At 68.8% G+C, this 17752-nt stretch carries 15 protein-coding genes and 1 pseudogene; 10 read left to right on the top strand and 6 right to left on the bottom strand.

The features are described from left to right. The first annotated feature begins 30 nt into the window (after window positions 1-30). The 6 genes from ACYJSS_RS02545 (at window position 31) to ACYJSS_RS02520 (ending at window position 5876) form a co-directional block, all read left to right on the top strand. Window positions 31-2175 (top strand): methyl-accepting chemotaxis protein, encoded by a 2145-nt coding sequence (locus ACYJSS_RS02545; RefSeq protein WP_459479222.1) that lies wholly within the window; start codon window positions 31-33, stop codon window positions 2173-2175. 311 nt (window positions 2176-2486) lie between these two features. Beyond that, window positions 2487-3632, top strand: coding sequence for an amine dehydrogenase large subunit (locus tag ACYJSS_RS02540; RefSeq protein WP_236206643.1), 1146 nt, complete (start codon window positions 2487-2489; stop codon window positions 3630-3632). A 10-nt stretch (window positions 3633-3642) separates the two neighbouring features. Further along, entirely contained in the window at window positions 3643-4182 is a 540-nt protein-coding gene (locus tag ACYJSS_RS02535) for a MauE/DoxX family redox-associated membrane protein (RefSeq protein ID WP_236206642.1), read from the top strand. 3 nt (window positions 4183-4185) lie between these two features. After that, a complete protein-coding gene (gene mauD, locus ACYJSS_RS02530; RefSeq protein ID WP_173180355.1) occupies window positions 4186-4803 on the top strand; it encodes a methylamine dehydrogenase accessory protein MauD in 618 nt (205 codons plus the stop codon). 15 nt (window positions 4804-4818) lie between these two features. Beyond that, entirely contained in the window at window positions 4819-5340 is a 522-nt protein-coding gene (locus ACYJSS_RS02525) for a methylamine dehydrogenase light chain (protein ID WP_021217250.1), read from the top strand. Window positions 5341-5354: 14 nt separating this feature from the next. Further along, a complete protein-coding gene (locus ACYJSS_RS02520; protein WP_236206641.1) occupies window positions 5355-5876 on the top strand; it encodes a cytochrome c in 522 nt (173 codons plus the stop codon). 690 nt (window positions 5877-6566) lie between these two features. On the opposite strand, the gene ACYJSS_RS02515 is transcribed toward ACYJSS_RS02520, so the two are convergent. From ACYJSS_RS02515 to ACYJSS_RS02490, 6 genes are all read right to left on the bottom strand, one after another. Further along, complete coding sequence (locus tag ACYJSS_RS02515) at window positions 6567-7166, bottom strand: LysE family translocator (RefSeq protein ID WP_236206640.1); 600 nt, start codon at window positions 7164-7166, stop codon at window positions 6567-6569. Between the two features lie 94 nt (window positions 7167-7260). Then, on the bottom strand, window positions 7261-8097 hold the full coding sequence (locus tag ACYJSS_RS02510; protein ID WP_111263909.1) for an AraC family transcriptional regulator: 837 nt from the start codon (window positions 8095-8097) through the stop codon (window positions 7261-7263). Between the two features lie 126 nt (window positions 8098-8223). Then, complete coding sequence (gene ycaC / locus ACYJSS_RS02505; protein WP_111263908.1) at window positions 8224-8841, bottom strand: isochorismate family cysteine hydrolase YcaC; 618 nt, start codon at window positions 8839-8841, stop codon at window positions 8224-8226. Between the two features lie 70 nt (window positions 8842-8911). Next, window positions 8912-10750, bottom strand: coding sequence for an amidohydrolase (locus ACYJSS_RS02500; protein ID WP_111263916.1), 1839 nt, complete (start codon window positions 10748-10750; stop codon window positions 8912-8914). Window positions 10751-10903: 153 nt separating this feature from the next. Further along, a complete protein-coding gene (locus ACYJSS_RS02495; RefSeq protein WP_236206639.1) occupies window positions 10904-11470 on the bottom strand; it encodes an antibiotic biosynthesis monooxygenase in 567 nt (188 codons plus the stop codon). A 49-nt stretch (window positions 11471-11519) separates the two neighbouring features. Next, complete coding sequence (locus tag ACYJSS_RS02490; RefSeq protein ID WP_111263906.1) at window positions 11520-11957, bottom strand: DoxX family protein; 438 nt, start codon at window positions 11955-11957, stop codon at window positions 11520-11522. A 236-nt stretch (window positions 11958-12193) separates the two neighbouring features. Here ACYJSS_RS02490 and ACYJSS_RS02485 point away from each other — a divergent pair, with 236 nt between their 5' ends. The 4 genes and pseudogenes from ACYJSS_RS02485 (at window position 12194) to ACYJSS_RS02470 (ending at window position 17526) form a co-directional block, all read left to right on the top strand. After that, window positions 12194-13615: a mechanosensitive ion channel domain-containing protein gene (locus ACYJSS_RS02485; protein ID WP_111263915.1), complete on the top strand. Its 1422-nt coding sequence runs from the start codon at window positions 12194-12196 to the stop codon at window positions 13613-13615. A gap of 457 nt (window positions 13616-14072) precedes the next feature. Continuing rightward, window positions 14073-15197 carry an alanine dehydrogenase gene (gene ald, locus ACYJSS_RS02480; RefSeq protein ID WP_111263905.1) on the top strand — a complete coding sequence of 375 codons (1125 nt, stop codon included), beginning with the start codon at window positions 14073-14075 and terminating at the stop codon, window positions 15195-15197. A gap of 436 nt (window positions 15198-15633) precedes the next feature. Then, window positions 15634-16668: pseudogene (locus tag ACYJSS_RS02475) on the top strand (HAMP domain-containing protein); the annotation flags it as partial. Window positions 16669-16761: 93 nt separating this feature from the next. Beyond that, complete coding sequence (locus ACYJSS_RS02470) at window positions 16762-17526, top strand: methyl-accepting chemotaxis protein (RefSeq protein WP_459479242.1); 765 nt, start codon at window positions 16762-16764, stop codon at window positions 17524-17526. Window positions 17527-17752: the final 226 nt, after the last annotated feature.

The following is a 17752-nucleotide window of genomic DNA, read 5'->3' as shown; positions in this document are numbered from 1 at the left end:
GCCTCCCGCCGCCCTTCCCCCGAGCACGCCATGCGTACACCTTCCCTGAGCATCCAGAGCCGCATCACCCTGCTCGCCAGCGCCTGCCTGATCCTCGTGGTGGCGTTGCTGGTGGGGCTTTCGCTGTACCAGACCCGGCTCAGCACCGAACGCGTCAAGGCCTCCAGCGGCCGCATGCTGGCCAACGCCGCCGAAGCCCACATGCAGGCCCAGGCCCGCGTGCAGGCGCTGCAGATCCAGCGCACCTTCCTGCAAACCTACGAATACGGCCAGGGCCTCTCGCGCGTCCTCCTCTACCTGCGGGCGCGGGCGACGGCCGGCGAGCTGACCGCCGCCGAGCTGCGCCAGCGCATGGCCGAACAGATGCGCAGCGCCGTCCTCGCCAAGCCCGACCTGCTCGGGCTTTTCGTCATCTTCGAGCGCGACGCACTGGACGGCGCCGACAGCCAGTTCGTCGGCCAGGACCAGGCCTTCGGCAACGACGCCGGGCGCTTCTCGCTGTACTGGGTGCAGGGCAAGCCGGGCGAGCTGCAACCGGTGGTCGGCCCGGAGCAGATCCTCGGCGACACCTCTCCCGGCCCCAGCGGCAGCCCCTACAACGCCTTCTACACCTGCCCGCGCGACAACCGCCGCGCCTGCCTGCTGGAACCCTATTTCGACGACGCCTCCGGCACCCGCCGGCTGGTCACCAGCGTCGCCTTCCCGCTGATCGAGAACGACAAGGTGATCGCCGTGGTCGGCCTCGACATCAGCCTCGACGCCCTGCAGCGCAGCGCCCTGGACGGCAGCGCCCAGTTGTTCGACGGCGCCGGCCAGCTGGGCATCCTCAGCAACGGTGGCGTGGTCGCCGGCTACAGCGCCGACGCCACCGCCCTGGGCAAGCGCCTCGACCAGGCCCTGCCCGACGGCGCCGACGCGGTGCTCGACAGCCTGCGCCAGGCCAAGGCACGCACCCTGGTGGACGAGCAGCGCATCCGTGTCCTGGAGCCGCTGGAACCCATCCCCGGCGCCGCGCCCTGGGGTGTGCTGGCGACGGTGCCGCAGCGCGTGCTGCTGGCCCCGGCCGAAGCCCTGCAGAAGGAGCTGGACGCCGAGCGCCTGGCCAGCTCCGCCCTGGAGTTCGGCCTGGGCAGTGGCGCCGCCCTGTTCGGCGTGCTGCTGATCTGGTTCGCCGCCTTCCGCATCACCCGCCCGCTGCAAGGCCTGACACGCATGCTGGAAGCCATCGCCCAGGGCGAAGGCGACCTCACCCGTCGCCTGGCCGTGCACTCCCGTGACGAGCTGGGCAAGCTCGCCGGCGCTTTCAACCGTTTCGTCGAACGCATCCACGCCGCCATGGGTGAGGTGGCCTCGGCCACGGGACGGGTCAACGAGGTCGCACAACGGGTGCTGGCCGCCTCCAACGCCTCGCTGCGCAACTCGGACGAGCAGGCCCAGCGCACCAACAGCGTCGCCGCCGCGATCAACCAGCTGGGCGCCGCCGCCCAGGAGATCGCCCGCAACGCCGCCGACGCCTCGCACCAGGCCTCCGACGCCCGAGAACTGGCCGAGGAAGGCAAGCAGGTGGTCGGCAAGACCCTCACCGCCATGCACGAGCTGTCCACCAAGATCAGCGCCTCCAGCACCCAGATCGAGACCCTCGCCGGCAAGACGGTCGACATCGGCCAGATCCTCGACGTGATCAAGGGCATCTCCGAGCAGACCAACCTGCTGGCCCTCAACGCCGCCATCGAAGCCGCCCGCGCCGGCGAGGCCGGCCGTGGCTTCGCCGTGGTCGCCGACGAGGTGCGCAACCTCGCCCACCGCACCCAGGTGTCGGCCCAGGAAATCCACCAGATGATCGAAGAGCTGCAGGTCGGCTCCCGCGAGGCGGTCGGCACCATGACCCAGAGCCAGCGCTACAGCCAGCAGAGCGTCGAGATCGCCAACCTGGCCGGCGAACGCCTCTCCAGCGTCACCCAGCGCATCGGCGAGATCGACGGCATGAACCAGTCCGTGGCCACCGCCACCGAGGAACAGACCTCCGTGGTCGAAGCGCTGAACATGGACATCACCGAGATCAACACCCTCAACCAGGAAGGCGTGGAAAACCTCCAGGCCACCCTGCGCGCCTGCGCCGACCTGGAACAACAGGCCGAGCGCCTGCGGCAACTGGTGGGCAGCTTCCGCATCTGACCGGCAGCGCCGCGCCCCCTGGGTTGAGTGGTTCCCCGCGTGCGCGAGGATGACGAGGGGGCGCACACCATCCCTCTACACCGTCACCCCCGCGCACGCGGGGGCCCACTGGACAACCGGCACTACACTCTCACCTGCCCGCTGCACCTTTACGCAAGCCCCTGGCACGCCGGCACAACGGCTGGCACAGGCAGACAACGGGTTGGCAGACAGAGCAATTTCCCTGGCACAGCCACAAGGCAGACTGGTACTGCAGAAATCTGCCAACGTACCCGCGATCCGCCAGACCAATAATTCAGGGAGCCCCCCTAATGCGAATAAACAGGATCCTCGTCCATTCAGCGCTGAGCCTAGGCCTTGCGCTGGCGGGGCTGAACGCCCATGCGGACCTTCCCGCCGACACCATCGGCCAGGTGACCTTGCCCTTCCCGCCCGAACCGCACCGCGCCTACATCGTCGACGTGGAGTTCGAGAACTTCGTCGCCGGCCGTGTGACGGTGGTGGACCCGGAGAAGAAGAAGATGCTCGGCATGGTCAGCACCGGCTTCGCCGCGCCCTCGACCCTGAGCCGTGACGGCAAGCGCCTGTACACCGCCGACCTGTTCTATTCGCGTGGCACCCGGGGCACCCGCACCGACGTGCTGACCGCCTGGGACACCTCCACCCTGTCGCCGTCCTGGGAAGTGCTGATCCCCACCAAGCGCGCCGAGATGCTGACCCAGCGCTACTCCCTGGGCACCAGCAGCGACGACCGCTTCGTCTACGTCTACAACTTCACCCCGTCCACCTCGGTGACCGTGGTCGACACCCAGGCCAAGGCGGTGACCGCCGAGATCGCCATCCCCGGCTGCGTGCTCAACTACCCGGTGGGCAAGCGCGCCTTCGCCTCGCTGTGCGGCGACGGCAAGCTGCAGGTGATCAAGCTCGACGACAACGGCAAGGAAGCCTCGCGCACGCAGACGCCGTTCTTCGACCCCAACGCCGAGAAGCTGGTGGAGCGCGGCATCGCCGTGGGCGACCGCTACTACTTCACCACCACCGAGGGCGAGGTGCGTGGCGTGGACTTCTCCGGCGACACGCCGAAGATGCTCGAACCCTGGTCGCTGACCACCGAGGCCGAGCGCAAGGCCGGCTGGGCACCGGGCGGCTGGCAGCTGCTGGCGGTGGCGCCCAGGCTCAACCGCCTGTACGTGCTGATGCACGACGCCCACGAGCCGATGAAATGGGAAGACCCGAGCCCCTTCGTCTGGGTCTACGACCTGAAGACCGGCAAGAAGGTCGCCACCCTGGAAGCGCCCAACCCGATCTGGAGCCTGGCCGCCACCAACGACGACAAGCCGTTGCTGCTGGGCACCAACATCACCGGCGGCCTGGAGGTCTTCGACCTGGCCAGCGGCAAGCACACCGGCACCATGGAAAAGATCGCCAAGACACCGATCCAGATCCTCAGCCACTAGGAGGTCCGCCATGTACAGCGACCCGATCTTCGTCATCGCCAGCGCCCTCGCCGTCGCGGTGATCCTGGCCAGCGCCGCGACCCACAAGTTGCGTGCGCCGGCCCGGTTCCGCGACCAGGTGGAGGCCTACCAGTTGTTGCCCAAGGCGCTGCTCAAGCCCTTCGCCCGGCTGCTGCCGCTGCTGGAGGTGGCCCTGGCCTTCGCCCTGCTGGTGCCCGCCAGCCGCGCCATCGCCGCCCTCGGTGCGGCCCTGCTGCTGGCCGCCTACGCCGGCGCCATCGGCCTGAACCTGTGGCGCGGCCGTCGCGACATCGATTGCGGTTGCTCCGGCCCGGACCAGTCCCAGCCCATCCGCCCGCAGCTGCTGCTGCGCAACGCGGTGCTGGTGGCCCTGGCGCTGGTCGCCACCCTCACCCCCGGCGTCCGTGAACTGGGCGTCTTCGACGGCTTCGTGGTGATCGCTGCGGCGGCCGTCGCCCTGCTCATCTATGCCGCGGCCGATGGCCTGCTGGCCAACAGCCCCCGTCTGCTCAAACTCATTGGAAGGTGAAATATGGAAGGCCTGATCGTTTCCAACATCCTGCTCTGGTGCCTGCTGCTCGCCCTGGCCTTCGCCGTGATGGGCCTGGTGCGCCAGATCGGCGTGCTCCACGCACGCCTGGCCCCGGCAGGCGCGCTGATGATGGACAAGGGCGTCGCCGTCGGTGACGCCGCGCCCAAGGTGACCGCCGCCGACCGCAACGGCCGCCCGGTGAACTTCGGCTATGCCGGCGAGAAGGCGCAGTTGCTGTTCTTCCTCTCGCCCACCTGTCCCATCTGCAAATCCCTGCTGCCGGCCATCCGCTCCATCGCCAGGGAACAGGCCGACCGCCTGGAAGTGGTCTACGTCAGCGACGGCGACATGGACGCCCAGGCCGCGCTGATCCGCGAGCACAAGCTGGAAGACGTCACCTACGTGGTCGGCCCGGAAGTGGGCATGACCTACCAGATCGGCAAGCTCCCCTACGCCGCACTGATCGACAAGGCCGGCACCCTGCGTGCCAAGGGCCTGGTCAATTCCCGCGAGCACCTGGACAGCCTGTTCGAGACCGAACACCTGGGCAGCGCGACCCTGCAGCAGTACCTGCACGGCGGCCATTCCCATGGCCACTCGCACTCCGCACAACAATAAGGAAGGGAGACTTCCATGAAACTGCTCGACCTCCTGTTCGAACGCTCCGCCCGGCACGTCGCCGACACCACCTCGCGGCGCAAGCTGCTGGCCCGCTTCGGCTCGCTGATGGTGGCCGGCGCCGCACTGCCGGTGCTGCTGCCCATCGACCGCACCGCCAAGGCCCTGGCCGCCGAAGCGCCCCAGGCCGGCGACCCGGGCGACCCGACCAGCTGCGACTACTGGCGCTACTGCTCCATCGACGGCTTCCTCTGCAGTTGCTGCGGCGGCACCGTCACCTCCTGCCCGCCGGGCACCGAGGTGTCCCAGGTGACCTGGATCGGCACCTGCCGCAACCCGGCGGACGGCAAGGACTACATCATTTCCTACAACGACTGCTGCGGTAAGCACAGCTGCGCCCAGTGCGCCTGTACCCGCAACGACAGCGAGGAGCCGGCCTACCGCCCCTTCAACAACAACGACGTGAACTGGTGCCTGGCCGCCAAGTCGCACATCTACCACTGCACCATCTCGGTGATCCGCGGCGTGGCGATATGAACGGAGGGGTTGTCATGCGAGCACTGTTCGTCGTCGCGCTGGCCTGCGCCATGGCAGCCCCGCCGGCGTTCGCCCGGGCGATCCCCGACCCGCACCAGCGGGCCGCGCCCGGCAACGAGGCACAGCAGAAGCCGATCGCCCAGGCGGGCTACAGCACGCCGGTGAACTACCAGCTGCAATGCGCCGGCTGCCACCTGGGTGACGGCACCGGTTCGAAAGCCAACGACACGCCACGGATGAAGGACTTCGTCGGCAACTTCCTCAAGGTCGAGGGCGGTCGCGAGTTCCTCGTGCGCGTGCCGGGCATGTCTCAGTCCGCGCTCAACGACGCGCAACTGGCCGACCTGCTCAACTGGCTGATGCGCGAGGACGGCATGGCCGGCAAGAGCATGCCCGCGCGCTACGTGCCCTACAGCGCCGAGGAAGTCGCCCGCCTGCGCAAGGTGAACATGCTCAACCTGCCCGGCACCCGCGCCGAGCTGATCGCACGGATGCGCCAGCAGGGCATCCCCATCGAGGACGGCATGGACTACTGAGCGCCCCGCCCCTTTCAAGCCCGCCTTCATGGCGGGCTTTTTATTGGGCTGCGGTGGCCCAGTGTGGGAGCCGATGGAGTGCCGGCTCAATCGCAGCCAGGTGCCGGCGGGGAGTCTTTCGCGGCTGAAGCTGCTCCCACAAGGGAAGCCCGCAGCGAGGCCGGACATCGCTGTGTTGGGCCTCGCTGCGCTCGGCGCCAACCTACGACGCCGGGCCAACCGTTGTGTAGGGTGGATGGCGCTCTTTTCATCCACCAAGCGACCTTCCAGCCCGCACGCATGCCACGCCTCGTGGGAGCGAATTCATTCGCGATGGATCATCCGGCCATTCGAAGCCAGTTGCCGGCGGTAGGTCTTTCGCGGCTGAAGCCGCTCCCACAGGGAAAGCCCGCAGCGAGGCCGGATATCGCTGTGTTGGGCCTCGCTGCGCTCAGCGCCAACCTACATGCCCTGCCTGATCGACGGAGCCGACCGTTGTGTAGGGTGGATGGCGCTCTTTCATCCACCAAGCGACCTTCCAGCCCACACGCATGCCACGCCTCGTGGGAGCGAATTCATTCGCGATGGATCATCCGGCCATTCGAAGCCAGGTGCCGGCTGAGAGTATTTCGCGGCTGAAGCCGCTCCCACAAGGGAAGCCCGCAGCGAGGCCGATGGGCGAATGAATTCGCCCCTACAAGGGTTTGTGCCTCATACCACCAGGCTGAGCCAGGCGGAGGCCAGGAGCAGCACTGCCATTGCCTGGTTGAAGCGCTTCTGCGCGGCGGCGCTGCGCCACAGGCGGGCGCTGCCGAAGCCGAGCAGCGCCCAGGCGCCCATGCAGGGGATGGAGACCAGCAGGAAGGCCAGGGACAGCGTGACCACCCGCGCGGCCTTGTCGGCGCCCTCCCCGGCGAATACGCCGACCACCGCCAGGGCCATCATCCACACCTTGGGGTTGACCAGCTGCAGGCCGATTGCGCCGGCCAGGCCGAGGCGCGTGCCGGGGTCGGCCGGGTCGTCCAGCGAGCGCGCCTCGCTGCGCAAGATCTGCCAGGCCAGCCAGCTCAGCCAGGCGATGCCGGCCCAGGCCATGGCCCGTTGCAGCATGGGGTGGCGGGCCAGCACCTCGCCCAGGCCCAGCCCCACCAGCAGCACGATGGCCGCTGCGGCGCAGCAGGCGCCGAGGACGATGGGCAGCGCCGCGCCCAGGCCGAAGCGCGAGGCATTGCTGAGCACCAGGATATTGGTGGGCCCGGGGGTGATGGAGGCGACGAAGGCGAACAGCAGGAAAGGCAGCAGCTGTTCCATGGTCAGCCCCCGCAACGAGGGTGAAGCGAGAGGGAACGGGGCATCGGCAAGGGCTCCTGTGAAGACGAGCCCCATGGTCACCGCCGCGCCCGGCTCAGTCTGGAAGCTTTGAGCAGCGCTTGCGGTAGTCCGCCGGGGTCAGCCGGTAGGCGCGGCGGAACCAGCGCCCGAGGTGGCTCTGGTCGGCGAAGCCGAGGGCGCTGGCGACCTGCGCCGGCGTGTCGCCCCGGGCCAGCAGGGTGCGGGCGCGGGCCAGGCGCAGCTGGATCAGGTAGGCGTGCGGGGCCAGGCCGAAGGCGGCCTTGAAGGCACGGGTGAGGCGGAAGCGGTCGACACCGGTGATGCGGGCCAGGTCGTCCAGGCCGATCTCCTCGTCCAGGTGCGCGTGCAGGTAGTCCCGTGCACGCAGCGCCACCCGGGGCAGGCGCGGGTCCTGTGGCTGGCACAGGCGCCAGTGCAGGTGCCCGGTCATCTTCGCCAGCAGGTTGTCGATGGCGGCCTGACGCAGCATGCGCACCTCGTTGCCGTGCAGGGCGTGGAAGGCCTGCAGGGTGGCATGCGCCAGGGTCGGGTCGTGGGCCAGGGTGTCGGCGAAGCTCGGCTGGCAGCCGGCCGGGGCGTCCTCGAACAGCGCGTGCATCTCGCGCTCGATCCAGTGCGGGTCGAGGTAGAGCGTGGAATAGGTGAAGCCTTCCTCGGTGGGCGCGTGGCCGTCGTGGATCTCGCCCGGTTCCAGCAGGAACACCTGCCCCGGTGTGCTGACGTTGCGCCGGCGCCGGCAGTTGAACTGCTGCACGCCCTGCTCGGTGACGCCCACCAGGTAGCTGTCGTGCCAGTGCGGGTCGTAGGCGTGGCCCTGGAAATGGGCGCGGATGGTCTCGATGCCCGTGTCACCGTCCTGCGCGAGATCGATCCAGTTGCGATTTTCCAAGGGGCTCTCCAGGGGCCAGGCTGCAAGCCTGCACCGGGCGCGGTTGGAAGGCCATTATCGGTCGTCGGAAAAAACGCGTCTGGAAGATTCGTGCAGCAAACGGCCCCTTGCGGGGCCGTCGGCGGATCAGGGCTTCTGGCTGTAGCTCTGGATCAGGTTGGCGTAGGCCGGCAGGTGGCCCCCGAGGATGCCGCCGAAGCCCTCGATGTCGTTGCGCCAGTCACGGTGCAGCTCGCAGCCGACGCTGAACCAGTTCATCAGCTGGGCGCCAGCCTGGCTCATGCGATCGAGGGCGGCGTCGCGCACCACCGGATTGAAGGTGCCGGAGGCGTCGGTGACGACGAACACCTCGAAGCCCTCCTCCAGGGCCGACAGGGTCGGGAACGCCACGCAGACGTCGGTCACCACGCCAGCGATGATCAGCTGCTTGCGGCCGGTGGCCTTCACTGCGTCGACGAAATCGGCGTTGTCCCAGGCGTTGATCTGGCCCGGGCGCGGGATGTAGGGCGCATCCGGGAACAGGGCCTTGAGCTCCGGCACGATGGGGCCGTTGGGGCCGTTCTCGAAGCTGGTGGTGAGGATGGTCGGCAGGTTGAAGAACTTGGCGATGTCGGCCAGGGCCAGCACGTTGTTCTTGAACTCGTCGGGGGTGAAGTCACGCACCAGCGACAGCAGGCCGGCCTGGTGGTCGACCAGCAGCACGGCGGCGTTGTCCTTGTCGAGGCGGTTATAGCGGTAAGCCATGGCATTTCTCCTTGCTTCGGTTGGACGCCGGCCCCGAGGGCCGGCGGGAGGTTGCAGGGGACAGTGCGGATCAGAAGGCGAAGCACGAGCAGCCGAACGCGCCCCAGAAGCCCTGGAAGTCGCTCACCGGCACGCTGGAGAGGCGCGCCCGCTCGTGGCTGTGGGCGTGCACGCCGCACGGGCCGACGCACTGGTGCACCTGCGCCACCAGCGGCGCGCTCGGGCGCCAGTGCCCGGGCACCTTGGCCACCGGCGACCAGTCCGGCAGCACCGGCACGGTCGGCGGCGCGAGGTCGTCGAACTCGGCGGCGGCGTGCACCACCTTGCCGTCCACCACCGTGAGCACGGATTCGATCCACTTGATGGCTTCTTCCTCGACGCTGAAGAAGTCCGCCGAGAGCGCCACCAAATCGGCCAACTGGCCCACCTTGATCTGGCCCTTCTTGCCCTGCTCCGAAGAGAACCAGGCACTGCCGTGGGTGAACAGCTCCAGCGCGGTGGCGCGGCTCAGGCCCTGCGGGTACAGCTCCAGGCCGCCGACGGTGCGGCCGCTGACCAGCCAGTAGAGCGAGGTCCAGGGGTTGTAGCTGGAGACGCGGGTGGCGTCGGTGCCGGCGCCCACGGGCACGCCCTCGGCGAGCATGCGCTGGATAGGCGGGGTCTTCTCGGCGGCCTTGGAGCCGTAGCGCTCGACGAAGTATTCGCCCTGGAAGGCCATGCGGTCCTGGATGGCGATGCCGCCGCCCAGGGCGCGCACGCGCTCGATGTTCCTCGGCGTGATGGTCTCGGCGTGGTCGAAGAACCAGGGCAGGCCGTTGAAGGGGATGTCGCGGTCGACCTTCTCGAACACGTCGAGCATGCGCGAGATGGATTCGTCATAGGTGGCGTGCAGGCGGAAGGGCCAACGCTGCTCCACCAAGTGGCGCACCACCGGTTCCAGCTCCTGCTCCATGGTCTGCGGCAGGTCCGGGCGCGGTTCGAGGAAGTCCTCGAAATCGGCGGCGGAGAACACCAGCATCTCGCCGGCGCCGTTGTGGCGGAGGAAGTCGTTGCCCTGGCCGTACTTCACCGAGCCGGTCCAGCGCTTGAAGTCCTCCAGCTCTTCCTTGGGCTTCTGGGTGAACAGGTTGTAGGCGATGCGCACGGTGAGCTGGTCGGCCTTGGCCAACTGCTCGATCACCTGGTAGTCCTCCGGGTAGTTCTGGTAGCCGCCGCCGGCGTCGATCGCGCTGGTGATGCCCAGGCGGTTGAGCTCGCGCATGAACTGGCGGGTGGAGTTGACCTGGTAGTCCAGCGGCAGCTTCGGGCCCTTGCTCAGGGTCGAGTAGAGGATCATCGCGTTGGGGCGGGCCACCAGCATGCCGGTGGGCTCGCCACGGCTGTCGCGGACGATCTCGCCGCCCGGCGGGTTGGGCGTGTCCTTGGTGTAGCCGACCACCTTCAGCGCGGCGCGGTTGAGCAGCGCGCGGTCGTAGAGGTGGAGCACGAACACCGGGGTGTCCGGCGCGGCCTTGTTCAGCTCATCGAGGGTCGGCATGCGCTTCTCGGCGAACTGGAATTCGTTCCAGCCACCCACCACGCGCACCCACTGCGGCGTCGGCGTGCGGTCGGCCTGTTCCTTGAGCATGCGCAGGGCATCGGCCAGGGACGGCACGCCCTCCCAGCGCAGCTCCAGGTTGTAGTTGAGGCCGCCCCGGATGAGGTGCAGGTGCGAGTCGTTGAGGCCGGGGATGACGCTGCGCTTCTTCAGGTCGACGACGCGGGTGGCGTCGCCGCGCAGGGCCATGGCCTCGGCGTCGCTGCCGACGGCGATGAAGCGGCCGTCCCTGATGGCCACGGCCGTGGCGCTGGGGTTGTCGCGGTCCACCGTGTGCAGGCGGCCATTGAAGAGGATGAGATCGGCTTTCATGTCGGTTCCCGAAGTGGCGGCGAAAGAGGCGCCGGGCATGCCGGCGAAAGGCAGGGCGGACCAGAGCGCACCCGCCGCGCCCAGCACGGAGCTGTTGGCGAGGAAGCGGCGGCGGCCCCGGTTGGTGTCGTCGTTGTCCATGGTGTTCTCCGGTCAGCGGGCGTTGAGCCAGCCGGCGAACAGCCGGGTGGCACGGGGCATGAAGAGGTAGACGACCAGCAGCACGATGCTCGCGGTGATCACCAGGTTGCTGCCCAGGTAGCTGCCCAGCCAGGGCAGGCGGGCGAAGGCCGGCTGCCACAGCAGCGGCACCACCAGGCTCAGCGGCAGGATCACCAGGAAGGTGACGCAAGCCTGCTTCCAGCGCGGCGGCTGGGGCGCGTCCGGCGCCTGCGGGGTGAACCAGAACTCGCGCTCGTCCTGCACCTCGATGCAGTCGCCATCGGCCAGCAGCGGCTCGGCTTCGGCGATCAGGGCGCGGCGTTCGCTGGAGTCCAGCCAGTCCTGCAGCTGCCCGGTGCTGGCGAAGCGCAGCACGCAGGTGAACAGCGCGAGGCCGGCTTCGTGGCCGCGCATCACGTCGATGCCGAGGTGCCCGGGGTAGCCCCGTGCAGTGGTGATGGTGCGGCGCAACCAGGCTTCGTAGTCGGCCTCGCTACCCGCGCGGATACGGTGGCGTACCAGCAGGGTGACGACTTCCCGCGTGAGTTCATCGGGCATGTCCAGCTCCTGTCGAGGGGTTGAGCGCCGGCAGCCGGCGCCGGAGAAATCAGCGTAGCAGTGCCGTTGCGCCCTGCCCGCCGAGGCGCGGCAGGGGCCAGGCGAGCGCGCCCGGGCCACTGATCAGGAGGGTGGTGAAGACGATCAGCAGCAGCCAGGCGAACTGGCCTTCGGCGATGGACCAGCCCGGGTGCACGACGACGAGCGAGACCAGCAGCACGACCAGGATCGGCACGCAGGCCAGGCGGGTCAGGGTGCCGCAGAGGATCGCCAGCGGGCAGGCCACTTCGGCGAAGATCGCCAGCAGCAGCGTCGGCAGCGCGCCCAGGTGCAGCGGGTCCTCGATCAGCCTCAGTTCCTGGCTGAAGCCCAGCAGCTTGGGCAGGCCGTGCACCCAGAGCAGCAGCAGCGCGCCGCTGGCACGCAGGAACAGCAGGCCCCAGTCACTCGGCCCAGCCGGCGGCAGTGTCGTGGCGGCGTTCGCCATGGTGTCGCTCCGGTCGGTTGGATTGGCGGCCATGGTGCCGCGCCAGGCCGGGAACGACTTGTATGGATGTGCTGGCTTGGTCCCGATGTGCCCTCGCGGTGGCCATCCTGGCGACCGGGCCGCGTTCGGGGGCTGGCGAACGCCGCGCACTGGGCCAGAATGGCATCGCCCCCTTGCGCCACGCGCGAGCCGGCGAGATGCTGCGCGCCCCCGCCACCACCCGAGGCCCACTCCGAATGCCCGACATGCTGCAGAACTACCCGCTGATCTTCGGCATCGCCCTGGTGCTGGCCGACCTGATCGCCTGGCGCCTGCTGCCGGCCAACCCGGCGGCGTGGCGGGTCCTGGCGCGACTCGGGCTGTTCCTCGCCTACAGCGCGCTGATCATCAACGCGGGGCTCAGCCCGCTGCTGCCGCCGCCCGGCGCCGACACGGCCCAGGCACTGACCGGCACGCTGCTGGAGATCGTCTGGTGGCTGTACTGCGCGCGCACCCTGACCGTGGTGCTGGGCCTGCTGCTGATCTCCCGCAGCGGCCACACCGGGCGCCTGCTGCAGGACGTGATGGGCGCGGTGATCTTCCTCGTCGCCATCGTCGCCGCCGCCGGCTACGTGATGCAGCTGCCGGTCAAGGGCCTGCTGGCCACCTCCGGCGCCATGGCGATCATCGTCGGCCTGGCGTTGCAGAGCACCCTGGCGGACGTGTTCTCCGGGATCATCCTCAACACCACCAAGCCCTATCAGCTGGATGACTGGATCTCCATCGACGGCACCGAGGGCAAGGTCATCGAGATCGACTGGCGCGCCACCCACCTGCTCACCAGCCAGGGCAGCACGGCGGTGATCCCCAACTCGGTGGCGGCCAAGGCGAAGATCCTCAACAGCAGCCGCCCCAACGATGCCCACGGGGTCTCCATCAGCCTGGAGGTGCCCGCCAGCGTGCGCCCGCGCCGGGTGCTGGACGCCCTGGAGAAGACCCTGCAGGGCTGCAGCGCCCTGCTCGCCGCCCCCGCGCCCAAGGTGGCGATCAAGAGCGCCGGCGCCTCGGTCAATGTCTACGAGGCGAGCGGCTTCGTCGGACCGAAGACCAGCAAGGTGGAGGTGCGCAACCTGATGTTCGACCTCGCCCATCGCCACCTGGAGGCCAGCGGCGTGGTGTGGAAGGCCGATGCCCTGCCCCAGCCGCGCCAGCGCCTGCTGCTGGACGAGGTGAAGATCTTCCGTGCCCTGGGCAACGAGGAGAAGGACCTGATCGCCCAGGCCATGGATGCCCGCGACTACCTGGCCGGCCAGGTGGTGCTGGATGCCGGCGAGGTGGCCGGGCACCTGCTGGTGATCGGCACCGGGGTGATCTCGGCGGCGGTGCCCGACGGCGACGCCTGGGTCGAGGCCGGGCGCATGGGCCCCGGCGAGATCATGGGCGAGGAAGGCATCATCGACGACGCCCCTTCCAGCGCCCGCTTCACCGCCCTCACCTCCTGCCGCCTGTACCGCATCGAGCGCGACAACATCCGCGCCTGCCTGGAACAGCGCAGCGAAATCCGCACCGCCTTAAACCGCCTGCACACCTTCCGCGAACAGGCCAGCCACTCCCTGCTGCTGCAGAAGCCCACCGCCATCCGCAAGGGCGGCTTCCTGCAGTGGTTGCAAAAGCGCTGACGCAAGCCCGCCTCGTAGGATGGGTAGAGCGCAGCGAAACCCATGCTGACGGAGCGCCGAGACTCCTCGGACTACCTGCGCGCCGCGCCCTCCCACAAGGCACGTGCCCATGCCCAGCGTGCAGGGCGATGGGTTTCGCGCTGCTCTACCCATCCTACGAACTGCTGCAGAAGCCCACCGCCATCCGCAAGGGCGGCTTCCTGCAGTGGTTGCAAAAGCGCTGACGCAAGCCCGCCTCCTAGGATGGGTAGAGCGCAGCGAAACCCATGCTGACGGAGCGCCGAGACTCCCCGGACTACCCGCGCGCCGTGCCCTTCCACAAGGCACGTGCCCATGCCCGGCGTGCAGGGCGATGGGTTTCGCGTTGCGCTACCCATCCTACGAATTAGCCACTCGCTCACCCTGAGCTTTTCTACACTCCAGACAGGAACCCTTCCCGACTGGAGAGGAGACGACCATGCGCATAGGCGTGCCCAAGGAGATCAAGAACCACGAGTACCGCGTGGGCCTGACGCCGCAGTCCGTCGCGGAACTGCACCGGCTGGGCCATGAGGTCTGGATCGAGACCCACGCCGGCGCCGGCATCGGGTTCAGCGACACCGACTACCTGGAAGCCGGCGGGCATATCGCCGCCAGTGCCGACGAACTCTTCTACACCGCCCAACTGCTGGTGAAGGTCAAGGAACCGCTGGCCACCGAACGCTCGCGCCTGCGCCCCGACCAGACGCTGTTCACCTACCTGCACCTGGCCCCCGACCGGCCGCAGACCGAGGAGCTGATGGCCTCCGGCGCCACCTGCATCGCCTACGAGACGGTCACCGACAACCTCGGCCGCCTGCCCCTGCTGGCCCCGATGTCGGAGGTGGCCGGGCGCATGTCCATCCAGGCCGGCGCCAGTTGCCTGGAGAAGGCCCGGGGTGGGCGCGGCGTGCTGCTCGGCGGCGTACCGGGCGTGGCCCCGGGCAAGGTGGTGGTGCTCGGTGCCGGGGTGGTCGGCAGCCACGCGGTGGCCATGGCCGTGGGCCTGGGCGCCGACGTCACCGTGCTGGACCGCAACGTCGATGCCCTGCGCCGCCTGGACACCCTCTACGGCAACCGCATCACCACCCTCTGCTCCACCCATGCGGCCCTGCGCGAGCAGGTGCTGGCCGCCGACTTGGTGATCGGCGGCGTGCTGGTCCCCGGCGCCGCCGCACCCAAGCTGATCACCGCCGAGATGGTGGCGCTGATGGCCGAGGGCGCGGTGCTGGTGGATGTCGCCATCGACCAGGGCGGCTGCGCCGAAACCTCCCATGCCACCACCCACGCGGCGCCCACCTACAAGGTCGACGGCGTGGTGCACTACTGCGTGGCCAACATGCCCGGCGCCGTGGCGCGCACCGCGACCCTGGCGCTGAACAACGCCACCCTGCCCTTCGTCATCGCCCTGGCCAACAAGGGGACGCGCAAGGCCCTGGCGGACGACGCGCACCTGCGCAACGGCCTCAACGTCGCCCGTGGCCGCCTGGCCAACGGGGGTGTCGCCGACGCCCACAACCTGCCCTGGACCGCGCCGGCGGAGCTGGTGAAGGAGCTGCCCTAGGCGTCGGACTGCCCCTGCCTTCGCGGTGTGAGCGCGTTGGGCCGGGGTATCACCCGGTTGCACCCGCTCGTCCGTCTCATGCTGCAAAAGTGACCGAGGGGGATTCACCAGTCACAGCCAAAATGCCATCATGCGCGCCGCCCGGCGCCGGGCTTCCCGCGCCGGCACGTTCGGCGATGGAATGCCCACAGATACGAAGGCCCGCAACCCGGCCTCATGCCCCACGGCGCCAACGCGCCCGGGCTCTTCTCCGCGTCCTGCGGAACCCCCACAGCGTCCAGCCAAGGCCCGCTTCGTGCGTCGGCCCGGCCCTGGCTGTGTTCGCGGCCAGACGGCGACCCCGTACTCCGCGCTGTAACGACTATCCCGCAGCCTGGCAAAACCCGGCTGTCGAATAACAGGCACACCCGCTGCCAGAACACGTGGATACCTTGCGATGCCCAACAACCTGAAATTCAGCCACAAGATCCTCCTGGCAGCGTCGCTGGTGATGATCACCGCCTTCGCCTGCTTCGTGCTGTTCAACGACTATCGCCAGCGCCAGACCCTGCGCACCGACGTGCACAACTCGCTGCAGGACCTCGGCGCGCTGACCACCAGCAACATCAAGAACTGGCTGGAAGGCCGCATCCAGCTGCTCGAGTCCCTCGGCCAGCAGGTCGCCGCCAATGGCACCGAGAAGGAGCAACTGGCCCGCTCCATCGGCCTGCCGGTGTATGGCCAGCGCTTTCAGCTCAGCTACTTCGGCGGTGAAGACGGCCTGATGTTCTCGGTGCCGGCCGGCAATCGCCCCGCCGACTACGACCCGCGCCAGCGCGGATGGTACAAGGCCGCCAGCGCCGCCCAAGGCACCATCCTCACCGAGCCGTACATCGCCGCCTCCTCGGGCAAGCTGGTGATCACCATCGCCACCCCGGTACGCGTCGATGGCCGCTTCGTCGGCGTCGCCGGCGCCGACATGGACCTGGAGAGCATCACCCGCCTGATCAACTCGCTGAACTTCAAGGGCAACGGCCACGCCTTCCTGGTCAGCGCCCAGGGCAAGGTGCTGCTGCACCCGCAGAACCAGTACATCCTCAAGAACCTCAGCGACCTCTACCCCGGCGCCACCCCGGCCATCCGCCCGGGTGTCTCCGAGATCGAGGTGGACGGTCGCACCCAGTTCATCTCCTTCACACCCATCGAGGGCGTGCCGTCCACCGACTGGTACATCGCCCTGGTGCTGGACCAGGACGCCGCCTTCTCCATGCTGGGCGAGTTCCGCACCTCGGCCATCATCGCCACCCTCATCGCCGTGGTCGTCACCTTCTTCCTGCTGGGCATGCTGATCCGCGTGCTGATGCAGCCGCTGCGGGTGATGGGCCGCGCCATGGGCGACATCGCCGAGGGCGAAGGCGACCTGACCCGGCGCCTGGAGGTGCACTCCCAGGACGAATTCGGCGAGCTGGCCCAGGCCTTCAACCGCTTCGTCTCGCGCATCCACGCGTCGATCCGCGAGGTGTCCTCGGCCACCATCCAGGTCAACGAAGTGGCCAAGCTGGTGGTCAACGCCTCCAACTCCTCGATGCACAACTCCGACGAGCAGGCCCAGCGTACCAACAGCGTCGCCGCCGCGATCAACCAGCTGGGCGCCGCCGCCCAGGAGATCGCCCGCAACGCCGCCGACGCCTCGCACCAGGCCTCCGACGCCCGAGAACTGGCCGAGGAAGGCAAGCAGGTGGTCGGCAAGACCCTCACCGCCATGCACGAGCTGTCCACCAAGATCAGCGCCTCCAGCACCCAGATCGAGACCCTCGCCGGCAAGACGGTCGACATCGGCCAGATCCTCGACGTGATCAAGGGCATCTCCGAGCAGACCAACCTGCTGGCCCTCAACGCCGCCATCGAAGCCGCCCGCGCCGGCGAGGCCGGCCGTGGCTTCGCCGTGGTCGCCGACGAGGTGCGCAATCTCGCCCACCGCACCCAGGTGTCGGCGCAGGAGATCCACCAGATGATCGAAGAGCTGCAGGTCGGCTCCCGCGAGGCGGTCGGCACCATGACCCAGAGCCAGCGCTACAGCCAGCAGAGCGTCGAGATCGCCAACCTGGCCGGCGAACGCCTCTCCAGCGTCACCCAGCGCATCGGCGAGATCGACGGCATGAACCAGTCCGTGGCCACCGCCACCGAGGAACAGACCTCCGTGGTCGAAGCCCTGAACATGGACATCACCGAGATCAACACCCTCAACCAGGAAGGCGTGGAAAACCTCCAGGCCACCCTGCGCGCCTGCGCCGACCTGGAGCAACAGGCCGAACGCCTGAAGCACCTGGTAGGCAGCTTCCGCATCTGACCGGCAACGCCGCGCCCCCTGGGTTGAGTGGTTCCCCGCGTGCGCGAGGATGACGAGGGGGCACACACCATCCCTCTACACCGTCACCCCCGCGCACGCGGGGGGCCACTGAACAACATCCCGCCCCCACCCGTGGGAGCGCATTCATTCGCGATTCGGCGCACCAGGCAACGCCGTGCCCCCTGGCTTGAGTGGTTCCCCGCGTGCGCGAGGATGACGAGGGGGC

Source organism: Pseudomonas sp. No.21 (assembly GCF_054558415.1).
Note: the sequence above shows the minus strand (reverse complement) of the source record. Positions and strands in the feature narration are given on the sequence as shown.

Bases quoted from the DNA above. Each gene is read 5' to 3' on its own strand.
- ACYJSS_RS02540 (WP_236206643.1), top strand. From the start codon at position 2,487: ATGCGAATAAACAGGATCCTCGTCCATTCAGCGCTGAGCCTAGGCCTT.
- ACYJSS_RS02490 (WP_111263906.1), bottom strand. From the start codon at position 11,957: ATGGCGAACGCCGCCACGACACTGCCGCCGGCTGGGCCGAGTGACTGG.
- ACYJSS_RS02525 (WP_021217250.1), top strand. From the start codon at position 4,819: ATGAAACTGCTCGACCTCCTGTTCGAACGCTCCGCCCGGCACGTCGCC.
- ACYJSS_RS02500 (WP_111263916.1), bottom strand. From the start codon at position 10,750: ATGAAAGCCGATCTCATCCTCTTCAATGGCCGCCTGCACACGGTGGAC.
- ACYJSS_RS02520 (WP_236206641.1), top strand. From the start codon at position 5,355: ATGCGAGCACTGTTCGTCGTCGCGCTGGCCTGCGCCATGGCAGCCCCG.
- ACYJSS_RS02495 (WP_236206639.1), bottom strand. From the start codon at position 11,470: ATGCCCGATGAACTCACGCGGGAAGTCGTCACCCTGCTGGTACGCCAC.
- ald (WP_111263905.1), top strand. From the start codon at position 14,073: ATGCGCATAGGCGTGCCCAAGGAGATCAAGAACCACGAGTACCGCGTG.
- ACYJSS_RS02535 (WP_236206642.1), top strand. From the start codon at position 3,643: ATGTACAGCGACCCGATCTTCGTCATCGCCAGCGCCCTCGCCGTCGCG.
- mauD (WP_173180355.1), top strand. From the start codon at position 4,186: ATGGAAGGCCTGATCGTTTCCAACATCCTGCTCTGGTGCCTGCTGCTC.
- ACYJSS_RS02515 (WP_236206640.1), bottom strand. From the start codon at position 7,166: ATGGAACAGCTGCTGCCTTTCCTGCTGTTCGCCTTCGTCGCCTCCATC.
- ACYJSS_RS02545 (WP_459479222.1), top strand. From the start codon at position 31: ATGCGTACACCTTCCCTGAGCATCCAGAGCCGCATCACCCTGCTCGCC.
- ACYJSS_RS02485 (WP_111263915.1), top strand. From the start codon at position 12,194: ATGCCCGACATGCTGCAGAACTACCCGCTGATCTTCGGCATCGCCCTG.
- ACYJSS_RS02470 (WP_459479242.1), top strand. From the start codon at position 16,762: ATGCACAACTCCGACGAGCAGGCCCAGCGTACCAACAGCGTCGCCGCC.
- ycaC (WP_111263908.1), bottom strand. From the start codon at position 8,841: ATGGCTTACCGCTATAACCGCCTCGACAAGGACAACGCCGCCGTGCTG.